This window comes from Pseudomonas sp. P7759 (assembly GCF_013386445.1).
In the GTDB taxonomy this organism is placed as follows: Bacteria; Pseudomonadota; Gammaproteobacteria; order Pseudomonadales; family Pseudomonadaceae; genus Aquipseudomonas; species Aquipseudomonas azotoformans_A.
The window spans coordinates 55,507-65,625 of record NZ_JACART010000014.1; the positions used below are offsets into that span (position 1 = coordinate 55,507).

The window sequence follows — 10,119 nt, forward strand, 5'->3', positions numbered from 1 at the left end:
TTCCGCCTCCGCCCGAGCAAGTCATCGTATAACTTCTGCTTGACAGCTCTTGAAAACCTCGCAAATATCCCACTCAATGTTGTACGACAACGTATAACAAATAATAAAAACAACAAAAGAAAGGGAGCTTCACTGTGAGTTCACTCGCCCGCAATTCCTCTGTTCGCCTGGGTTTTATCGGTCTCGGCAGCCTGGCCTTTACCCTGCCCCTCGCCGCCTCGGCCGAAGGCTTCATCGACGATGCCAAGGCCACGCTCAACCTGCGCAACGCCTATTTCAACCGCAACTTCACCAACCCGACCAACCCCCAGGGCAAGGCCGAAGAGTGGACGCAGAACTTCATTCTTGACGCCAAGTCCGGCTACACCCAAGGCACCGTGGGTTTCGGCATTGATGTGCTGGGCCTGTATTCGCAAAAGCTCGATGGCGGCAAAGGCACCGGCGGTACTCAGTTGCTGCCGATCCACAGCGACGGCCGCCCCGCCGACAACTTCGGACGCCTGGGCGTGGCGCTGAAAACCAAGTTATCCAAGACTGAATTGAAGGTCGGTGAATGGATGCCGGTGCTGCCGATCCTGCGCTCCGATGACGGCCGCTCGCTGCCCCAGACGTTCCGTGGCGGCCAGGTCACGTCCAATGAAATCGCCGGCCTGACGCTCTACGGCGGGCAGTTTCGCGGTAACAGCCCGCGTAATGATGCGAGCATGGAAGACATGTTCATGAACGGCAAAGCCGCCTTCACCTCCGACCGTTTCAACTTCGGCGGCGGCGAATACAGCTTCAACGACAAACGCACCCAGGTCGGCGTGTGGTACGCCGAACTCACCGACATCTACCAGCAGCAATATTTCAACCTGACCCACAGCCAGCCCGTGGGCGACTGGACCCTGGGCGCCAACCTCGGCTTCTTTACCGGTAAGGAAGACGGCAACGCCCTGGCCGGCGACCTCGACAACAAGACCGCCTTCGCCCTGCTCTCGGCCAAATACAACGGCAACACCTTCTATGTGGGTTTGCAGAAACTCACCGGCGACAGCGTGTGGATGCGCGTCAACGGCACCAGCGGCGGCACCCTGGCCAACGACAGCTACAACGCCAGCTACGATAACGCCAAGGAAAAGTCCTGGCAGGTGCGCCATGACTTCAACTTCGTGGTGCTCGGCATTCCGGGGCTGACCATAATGAACCGGTATATCAGCGGCAGTAACGTGCACACCGGGGCGATCACCGATGGCAAGGAATGGGGCCGCGAGTCGGAGCTGGCGTACACGGTACAGAGCGGTGCGCTGAAGGACCTGAATGTGCGCTGGCGCAATTCGACCATGCGTCGGGATTTCAGCAATAACGAGTTTGATGAAAATCGCTTATTCATCAGCTACCCGATCTCACTGTTGTAGGGTTTTGGACCCGGCGCAAACTTGTAGTCGACACACAACCTCTGTGGGAGCGGGCTAGCTCGCGAATGCGGTACATCAGCACCGGATGAGTCGACTGACACACCGTATTCGCGAGCAAGCCCGCTCCCACATTCTAGCCATCACCTGACCGGAAGGACGTTGACAACGTGGGGAATCAATAACGATACTTCGACATAGTCATACGACAACCTACAACAACAATGGAACCCTCATGACCACCACCACAACCACGCCCGTTCCATTCAATCGCCTGCTGCTCACCGGCGCGGCTGGCGGCCTGGGTAAAGTCTTGCGCGAGCGCCTGCGTCCTTACGCCCAGGTACTCCGGCTGTCGGACATCGCCAATATGGCCCCGGCTGCCGACGCGTGCGAAGAAGTGCAACCCTGCGACCTCGCCGACAAACAGGCCGTGCACCACTTGGTAGAAGGCGTCGACGCCATCCTGCACTTCGGCGGCGTCTCGGTGGAGCGCTCGTTCGAAGAAGTGCTCGGCGCAAACATCAGCGGCATTTTCCATATCTATGAAGCCGCGCGCCGCCACGGTGTGAAGCGCGTGATTTTCGCCAGTTCCAACCACGTGATCGGCTTCTACAAGCAAGGTGAAACCCTCGACGCCCACTCCCCTCGCCGCCCGGACAGCTACTACGGCTTGTCCAAGTCCTACGGTGAAGACATGGCCAGTTTCTACTTTGACCGCTACGGCATCGAGACCGTCAGCATCCGCATCGGCTCGTCGTTCCCGGAACCGCAGAACCGCCGCATGATGCACACCTGGCTGAGCTTCGACGACCTGACTCAGTTGCTCGAGCGCGCGCTGTACACCCCCAACGTCGGCCACACCGTGGTCTATGGCATGTCGGATAACCTCGACACCTGGTGGGACAACCGCTACGCCGCCCACCTGGGCTTTGCGCCCAAAGACAGCTCCGAAGTGTTCCGCGCCCAGGTCGAAACCCAGCCACCCGTGGCCGCCGATGACCCGGCCAAGGTCTACCAGGGCGGGGCATTCTGCGCTGCCGGCCCTTTCGGGGACTGACCATGAGCGCTGAACTGATCGTTGATGCCCGCAATGCTGTAGGCGAATGCCCGGTGTGGGTCCCCGAGGAAAACGCCTTGTACTGGGTGGATATCCCCAAGGGTGGCCTGCAACGCTGGAGCGCCGCCAGCGGCCACGTGGCGGCCTGGACCGCTCCGCAGATGCTTGCCTGCATCGCGCGCACCGAGGCAGGCAACTGGGTCGCCGGCATGGAAACCGGGTTCTTCCAGCTCACCCCGCACAACGACGGCAGCCTGGATGCCACGCCGCTGGCGGCTGTTGAGCACCCCCGCCAGGACATGCGCCTGAACGACGGCCGCTGTGATCGCCAGGGCCGTTTCTGGGCCGGCAGCATGGTGCTGGACATGGGCTTGAACGCGGCAGAAGGCACCCTGTATCGCTACGCATCCGGTGCGCCGCCCCATGCTCAGCTGGACGGTTTCATCACCTTGAACGGCCTGGCGTTCAGCCCTGACGGCCGCACGATGTATGCCTCCGATTCCCATCCGCTGGTGCAGCAGATCTGGGCCTTCGACTACGACATCGACACCGGCACACCGTCCAACCGCCGAGTGTTCGTGGACATGCACAAGCACCTCGGCCGCCCCGACGGCGCCGCCGTGGATGCCGATGGCTGCTACTGGATCTGTGCCAACGACGCCGGGTTGATCCATCGCTTCACCCCGGACGGTCGCCTCGACCGCTCCCTCACCGTCCCAGTGAAAAAACCCACCATGTGCGCCTTTGGCGGCAGTCGCCTGGACACCCTGTTCGTCACCTCGATTCGCGATGACCAGAGTCAACAGTCACTGTCCGGCGGCGTGTTCGCCCTCAACCCCGGCGTTGTCGGATTGCCGGAGCCGACCTTCACCCTCTAGCTGCATCGCTGTGCCTTGAATACAACAATAACAAGACAGGAATGAAACCCCATGGACTTCAAACGCACCTTGCTCGCCGCTGCACTTTTCACCCTCAGCAGCGCCGCCCACGCGCTGGAAATCAAATTCGCCGACATCCACCCCGCCGGCTACCCCACCGTTGTGGCCGAAGAGAACATGGGCAAGGCCCTGACCAAAGAAAGCAACGGCGAGCTGACCTTCAAGTACTTCCCCGGCGGTGTCCTCGGGTCCGAGAAAGAAGTGGTCGAACAGGCGCAAGTCGGTGCCATCCAGATGACCCGTGTCAGCCTGGGGATCGTCGGCCCGGTGGTGCCGGACGTGAACGTGTTCAACCTGCCGTTCGTATTCCGCGACCAGGCGCATATGCGCAAGGTCATCGACGGCGAGATCGGCGACGAGATCCTCGCCAAGATCACCAATTCCGAATTCGGCCTGGTCGCCCTGGCCTGGATGGATGGCGGCACGCGCAACCTCTACACCAAGAAGCCGGTGCGCAAGATCGAAGACCTCAAGGGCATGAAAATCCGCGTACAAGGCAACCCCTTGTTCATCGAAGCCTTCAATGAAATGGGGGCCAACGGCATCGCCATGGACACCGGAGAGATCTTCAGCGCCCTGCAGACCGGCGTCATCGACGGCGCAGAAAACAACCCGCCGACCCTGTTGGAACACAACCATTTCCAGAACGCCAAGTACTACACCCTCACCGAACACCTGATTTTGCCCGAGCCCATCGTGATGTCGAAAATCACCTGGAACAAACTCACCCCCGCGCAACAAGACATGGTGAAAAAAGCCGCCAAGGCCGCCCAGGCTGACGAGCGCGTGTTATGGGACGCCAAGTCCGCCAGCAGTGAAACCAAACTCAAGGCCGCCGGTGTCGAGTTCATCACCGTCGACAAAAAACCCTTCTATGACGCCACCGCGCCGGTTCGCGCCAAGTACGGTGCGGCCTACGCCGACATCATCCAGCGTATCGACGCCGTTCAGTAACGCCCTCCTTCTCTAGCAAGGCCCGGCGCGGTCGGCATCGACGCGCCCGGTTACGGTGAACGCCATGAAGAATTTACTGCTGCGCATCAACGACCGTATCTACATGACCTGCATCTGGGTCGCCGGCCTCTCGGTACTGGGGGTCGCGCTGATCATCCCCTGGGGCATCTTCGCCCGCTATGTCCTCGGCACCGGTTCGAGTTGGCCGGAGCCTACCGCCATCCTGCTGATGCTGGTATTCACCTTTATCGGCGCCGCTGCCAGTTATCGCGCCGGTGCGCATATGTCGGTAGCAATGATCACCGACCGCCTGCCGCCCCGCCAACGCCAGATCATCGGTGTCGTCTCGCAGTTGCTGATGGGCACCATCTGCCTGTTCATGACGATCTGGGGCACCAAGCTGTGCCTGTCCACCTGGAACCAGTTCATGAGTGCCATCCCCACCCTGCGCGTCGGTATCACTTATATGCCGATCCCGATTGGCGGGCTGCTGACCCTGGTTTTTGTGCTGGAAAAACTCTTGCTCGGTGACCAGAGCAACCGTCGGGTCGTGCGCTTCGACCTGGTTGAAGAAAGCGAAGGGGCTGCCTGATATGGACGCATTGATTCTGTTGGGCAGCTTTATCGCCTTGATCCTGATCGGCATGCCCGTGGCCTATGCCCTGGGGTTGTCGGCACTGATCGGCGCGTGGTGGATCGACATCCCGTTCCAGGCCCTGATGATCCAGGTGGCCGGCGGGGTGAACAAGTTTTCGCTGATGGCGATTCCGTTCTTTGTATTGGCCGGCGCGATCATGGCCGAGGGCGGCATGTCACGGCGGCTGGTGGCGTTTGCCGGGGTGCTGGTGGGTTTCGTGCGCGGCGGCCTGTCGTTGGTGAATATCATGGCCTCGACGTTTTTTGGCGCAATCTCCGGTTCGTCGGTGGCGGACACGGCCTCGGTCGGCTCGGTGCTCATCCCGGAAATGGAACGCCGTGGCTACCCGCGTGAGTTCGCCACGGCGGTGACCGTCAGCGGTTCGGTGCAGGCTCTGCTGACTCCGCCCAGCCATAACTCGGTGCTCTACTCCCTGGCGGCCGGTGGTACGGTGTCGATTGCCTCGCTGTTCATGGCCGGTGTGGTGCCGGGCTTGCTGATGAGTGCGTGCCTGATGGTGCTGTGCCTGATCTTCGCGAAAAAGCGCAATTACCCCAAGGGTGAAGTCATCCCACTCAAGCAGGCGCTGAAAATCTGCGCCGATGCGCTCTGGGGCCTGATGGCCATGGTGATCATTCTGGGCGGCATCCTCTCAGGGATTTTCACCGCCACCGAATCCGCCGCGATTGCCGTACTGTGGGCGTTCTTCGTGACCATGTTCATCTACCGCGACTACAAATGGAGCGAGCTGCCCAAGCTGATGCATCGCACGGTGCGCACCATTTCCATCGTGATGATCCTGATCGCCTTCGCCGCCAGCTTCGGCTACATCATGACCCTGATGCAGATCCCGGCGAAGATCACCACGATGTTCCTGACCCTGTCGGACAACCGCTACGTGATCCTGATGTGCATCAACGCCATGCTGCTGTTGCTCGGCACGGTGATGGACATGGCGCCGCTGATCTTGATCCTCACGCCGATCCTGCTGCCGGTGGTACTGGGTATCGGCGTCGACCCGGTGCACTTCGGCATGATCATGCTGGTCAACCTCGGAATCGGCCTGATCACGCCGCCCGTGGGTGCGGTGCTGTTCGTGGGGGCGGCGGTGGGCAAGGTCAGCATCGAGAAAACCGTAAAGGCGCTGCTGCCATTCTATGGCGTGCTGTTCCTGGTACTGATGGCCGTGACCTACATTCCGGCGCTGTCGTTGTGGCTGCCAAGCGTGGTGCTCTGATGCTGATTGAACTGCAAGACAACCTGACCCAACTCACCCTCGCGCCAGCCACGGGAGGCAGCATTGTCAACTGGACGGTGCGCGCCACCGGCCAGCCGTTGTTGCGGCCCAGCGATGCCCACGCGATCAGCGCCGGGTTGCCAGGCAAGCTGGGCTGCTATCCCTTGGCGCCTTGGTCCAACCGGATTGCCGAAGGGGGTTTCGACAACCCCGACGGTTGGCTGGCGCTGGCGCCCAATAGCTTGACCGACCCGCTGCCGATTCACGGCTCTGCCTGGCAACAGGCGTGGCAGGTGGTCAGCCAAGCGACGGATGAAGTGGTCCTGGAAATGGCGTGCGATACACCGTTCGCCTATCGCGCCGAGCAGCGGTTTCGCCTGGAAAACGGTGCGCTGAGCATCACGTTGCGGGTGACCCACCTGGCGGACAGTCCCGCGTGGCACGGGTTGGGATTGCATCCCTATCTGCCGCGCACAGCGGGAACACGGTTGCAGGCCAAGGCTTTGCAGGTGTGGATGAGCGACGCCTCCAAGCTGCCAACGGAGCTGGCGCCGGTGCCCACCGCTTGGGATTTCCAGCCGTTGAAAAGCCTGCCTGAAGGCCTGGTCGACAACGGTTTTTGCGACTGGGACGGCCATTGCCTGATCGAGCAGCCGGAGCTGGGCTACACGCTGGAATGCCAGGCCACGGGGAGTGATTACTTCCTGCTGTACTGCCCGCCGGGGCTGGGGTTCTTTTGTATCGAGCCGGTGAGTCATCCGGTGAATGCCCATCATCTGCCAGGGCGGCCTGGGCTGAAGCTGTTGGAGCAAGGCCAGTCAGTAGAGCTGGCCTTTACCCTCAACTATCAGCCCCTCTCAAGGCGGGCTGTTCTTTAATCGCCCCGCCGTATCAATACTGACCACCACCGACAACCCAGGCCGCAACCGCTCGCTCTCGGCCTGGTCCGGGTCCACCATGATCCGCACCGGCACGCGCTGGGCGATCTTGACGAAGTTGCCGGTGGCATTGTCCGCCTGCAACAGGCTGAATTCCGAGCCGGTGGCCGGGGAAATATGCTGCACCGTGCCATGGAATTTGCGGTGGTTCAGCGCGTCCACGGTGAAGGTCACCGGCTGGCCGACCTGCACGTTGTCCATCTGGGTTTCCTTCATGTTGGCGATCACCCACAACTGCGGCGGCACCAGCGCCATCAACTGCGCGCCGGAGTTGACGTAGGCCCCGAGCCGCACGCCAATCTGCCCGAGCTGACCATCACGCGGCGCGGTGATGCGGGTGTTGGACAGGTCGATACGCGCCAACTCCACCGCCGCCTCGGCACTGGCCACGGCCGCCTCCAGGGAGCCACGGTTGACGATCACCGTCTGCAGGTCTTGGCGGGCGATTTCCAGGCTGGCCTGGGCCTGCGCCACGGCGGCGAGGGTCTGTGCGTTGGCGGCGCGGGTCACGTCCAGCTCGCGCTTGGACACCGAGCCGTCGCTGATCAGCTCTTCATTGCGGCGCAAATCGGCGGTGCTCTTGCGTGCCTGCGCCTGGCTGTCCACCAAGGCGGCCTGACGCAGCTTGATGGTGGCTTCGGCGCTGTTGCGCTGTTGCACCACATTCGCCAACGACGCCTTCTGCACCGCCAGTTGGGCCAATGCCTGGTCCAGGCGCTGCTTGTAGATGCGGTCGTCGAGGCGCACCAGCAGGTCGCCGGCCTTCACGTGCTGGAAGTCCTGCACCGGCACTTCGAACACATAACCGCTGAGCTGCGGCCCGATGATCGTGACCTGCCCGCGCACCAGCGCGTTTTCGGTGGTTTCCACCGCGCTGCTGAACGGGGGCAATTGCCAGGCATACAGCACAATCAGCACGCCAACGATGGCAATCGCGGCAAAGCCCAGGGACGAGATGATCCGCACCCGTAACGGGCGCAGCTCGGTGGGCACCGCGCCGGGTGGCGTGCTGCCTTCCGGGGTGGACGCGATGGCGGTAGTGGTGGTGGTCGAAGGTTCGGTCATGAAGGTGCGCCGCTGGGTTGAACGGGAGTGGCTGCTGCTCGGGTGGTGCTCATCAGCCACAGACTGCGGATAAAGATCCAGATCATGGTGAGTATCGCGATGATCGCGATCAACATGAAGACATCGTTGTAGGCCATCACGTTCGCCTCACGGGTCGCCGCCGTGGCCAGGCTGCGAATGCCCATCAGGTTGCGCAGCTCGGGGTCAGCGACAATGCCGCCGTAGGCCGAGCCGCCGCTCTGCACCCGCGCGGCCACACGCGGGTCGAGCAGGGTCAGGTGTTCGACGATCATGCTGGAGTGATACTTCTCGCGCACGATCTGGAACGTGCCCAGCAACGCTGCGCCAATCAGGCCGCCGAGGTTCTGGCAAATCCCGAACATCACCGAGAAACTCACCAGGTTGCGCGGGTTGGCCAGCACGTTCTTGGTGCCCAACACCATGGTTGGGCCGAGGAAGAACGTGCCCCCGAAGCCTAGCAAGAACTGGCTGATATACAGGTTTTGCGGGCGAGTGAGGTTACTGGAAAAACTGTCCATCACCGAGCCGGTGGCCATCAGCGCCAGGGAAATAACCAGCGGCATCAACAGGTGCGCCGGGTTGATGGTCAACGCACTGACCACCAGCCCGGCAATCGCCCCGGCGAGCATCACCACGTACAGGGTGTGCATCTGCTGGTAGCTCATGTTCAACATCTGCATGAACCCCACCGCGCCGGTGGACTGCTCCGACAGCACCATGCGAATTAGGATCACCGCCAACGCCAGGCGAATCATCACGCCACTGCCCAGCCAGCGGGTCATCAGCATCGGGTTCGCACGGTTATGCTCGATGGCCAGGCCGGCCATGATCAGCACCAGGGAACAGGCCGAGGCGATGCCGATCCAGGGCGCTTCCAGCCACCAGTCGATGCGGCCCAGGGACAACACCGCGCAGAGCAAGGCCACGCCGGTGGCGAGGATGGCGAAGGTGAGGAAGTCGAGTTTTTCAAAGGTTTTGAAGCGATCGCCGGGTGGCAGTTTGAGCAGGAACACGCAACCCAGGCAGATCAACGCCATGCCCAGCTCGAACAGGTACAGGCCGCGCCACTCGGCGATTTGCAGCAGGTCTTCGGAAAACAGGCGTGCCAAGGGTAAAGCCAGTTGCGCGGTGCCCAAGCCCAGTACCAGCGCCTTCAAGCGCCACCTGGCCGGGAACGCCTGGATCATGTAGTACAAGCCCAGCGAACTCAGCGCCGCGCCGACCATCCCATGGGCTGCGCGCACGGCGATGGCCGAGTTGAGGTCGTTGACGAACAAGTGGCCGAAGGTGACCAGCGCGTACAGCACCAGGAACACTTCGGTGAAGGCGCGCAGGCCGAACTGTTGGCGGAACTTTACCAGTAGCAGGTTCATGCAGACGTTGGTCATGACGTAGGCGGCGGGGAGCCAGGCCATTTCGGCGGTGGTCGCGCCTAGGGCGCCTTGCAGGTATTGCAGGTTGGCGATGACCAGCGCGTTGCCCAGGCCCCCGGTGATTGCTACCAGCACGCCGACCAGCGCGAACAGCCAACGCTTGTGCGTGGGGTGCAGCGGGGTGGACGGTGAACCTGGGAGGCTTGGACGCTCGTGGGGTTCCCAGGTGTGGGGGGTGTATTTGTTCATTCGGTGACCTAGATGGACCGACCCGGGGGAGTCGGTAAAGCTTACTCAGAGAGTAGTAAACCTGAGGGGAGTTCATCTTGTCATGTGGGGGGTGGGGTTTGTGGTGTACATATCCGTTGCTGCGGTAACGGCTGAAATTGGTTCCGCTCTTACAGCGGGTCACTTTTGGAAGAGCGCCAAAAGTAACCAAAAACGCTTCGCCCCAACACTCGGTACCTCGCCTAGGCTCGGTATGCCCGTAATCCGACAGTGA

At 61.7% G+C, this 10,119-nt stretch carries 9 protein-coding genes; 7 read left to right on the forward strand and 2 right to left on the reverse strand.

Going from position 1 to position 10,119, the window contains the following annotated elements:
• Window positions 1–134 precede the first annotated feature (134 nt).
• The 7 genes from HX823_RS14090 to HX823_RS14120 all read left to right on the forward strand — a co-directional run bounded on the left by HX823_RS14090 (window position 135) and on the right by HX823_RS14120 (window position 7,098).
• Window positions 135–1,397 (forward strand): OprD family porin, encoded by a 1,263-nt coding sequence (locus tag HX823_RS14090; RefSeq protein ID WP_177075230.1) that lies wholly within the window; start codon window positions 135–137, stop codon window positions 1,395–1,397.
• A 232-nt stretch (window positions 1,398–1,629) separates the two neighbouring features.
• The gene (locus HX823_RS14095) at window positions 1,630–2,454 is read left to right on the forward strand and encodes an NAD(P)-dependent oxidoreductase (RefSeq protein WP_028616954.1); all 825 of its coding nucleotides are present in this window, start codon (window positions 1,630–1,632) and stop codon (window positions 2,452–2,454) included.
• A gap of 2 nt (window positions 2,455–2,456) precedes the next feature.
• Window positions 2,457–3,332 carry an SMP-30/gluconolactonase/LRE family protein gene (locus HX823_RS14100; protein WP_177075231.1) on the forward strand — a complete coding sequence of 292 codons (876 nt, stop codon included), beginning with the start codon at window positions 2,457–2,459 and terminating at the stop codon, window positions 3,330–3,332.
• Between the two features lie 51 nt (window positions 3,333–3,383).
• Window positions 3,384–4,346, forward strand: coding sequence for a TRAP transporter substrate-binding protein (locus HX823_RS14105; protein ID WP_177050771.1), 963 nt, complete (start codon window positions 3,384–3,386; stop codon window positions 4,344–4,346).
• 64 nt (window positions 4,347–4,410) lie between these two features.
• The gene (locus tag HX823_RS14110; protein WP_038847221.1) at window positions 4,411–4,938 is read left to right on the forward strand and encodes a TRAP transporter small permease; all 528 of its coding nucleotides are present in this window, start codon (window positions 4,411–4,413) and stop codon (window positions 4,936–4,938) included.
• A gap of 1 nt (window position 4,939) precedes the next feature.
• Window positions 4,940–6,220: a TRAP transporter large permease gene (locus HX823_RS14115; protein ID WP_033902005.1), complete on the forward strand. Its 1,281-nt coding sequence runs from the start codon at window positions 4,940–4,942 to the stop codon at window positions 6,218–6,220.
• 2 nt (window positions 6,221–6,222) lie between these two features.
• Window positions 6,223–7,098, forward strand: a complete 876-nt coding sequence (locus HX823_RS14120) for an aldose 1-epimerase (RefSeq protein WP_177075234.1) — start codon at window positions 6,223–6,225, stop codon at window positions 7,096–7,098.
• Here the strand turns inward: HX823_RS14120 and HX823_RS14125 are convergent.
• Window positions 7,078–8,223 (reverse strand): HlyD family secretion protein, encoded by a 1,146-nt coding sequence (locus HX823_RS14125; protein WP_016979501.1) that lies wholly within the window; start codon window positions 8,221–8,223, stop codon window positions 7,078–7,080. The genes HX823_RS14120 and HX823_RS14125 overlap by 21 nt on opposite strands.
• Window positions 8,220–9,866 (reverse strand): MFS transporter, encoded by a 1,647-nt coding sequence (locus tag HX823_RS14130; RefSeq protein WP_177075232.1) that lies wholly within the window; start codon window positions 9,864–9,866, stop codon window positions 8,220–8,222. Before HX823_RS14130 ends, HX823_RS14125 begins: the two co-directional genes overlap by 4 nt.
• Between the last annotated feature and the right edge of the window lie 253 nt (window positions 9,867–10,119).

Bases quoted from the DNA above. Each gene is read 5' to 3' on its own strand.
- HX823_RS14130 (WP_177075232.1), bottom strand. From the start codon at position 9,866: ATGAACAAATACACCCCCCACACCTGGGAACCCCACGAGCGTCCAAGC.
- HX823_RS14095 (WP_028616954.1), top strand. From the start codon at position 1,630: ATGACCACCACCACAACCACGCCCGTTCCATTCAATCGCCTGCTGCTC.
- HX823_RS14115 (WP_033902005.1), top strand. From the start codon at position 4,940: ATGGACGCATTGATTCTGTTGGGCAGCTTTATCGCCTTGATCCTGATC.
- HX823_RS14110 (WP_038847221.1), top strand. From the start codon at position 4,411: ATGAAGAATTTACTGCTGCGCATCAACGACCGTATCTACATGACCTGC.
- HX823_RS14125 (WP_016979501.1), bottom strand. From the start codon at position 8,223: ATGACCGAACCTTCGACCACCACCACTACCGCCATCGCGTCCACCCCG.
- HX823_RS14105 (WP_177050771.1), top strand. From the start codon at position 3,384: ATGGACTTCAAACGCACCTTGCTCGCCGCTGCACTTTTCACCCTCAGC.
- HX823_RS14100 (WP_177075231.1), top strand. From the start codon at position 2,457: ATGAGCGCTGAACTGATCGTTGATGCCCGCAATGCTGTAGGCGAATGC.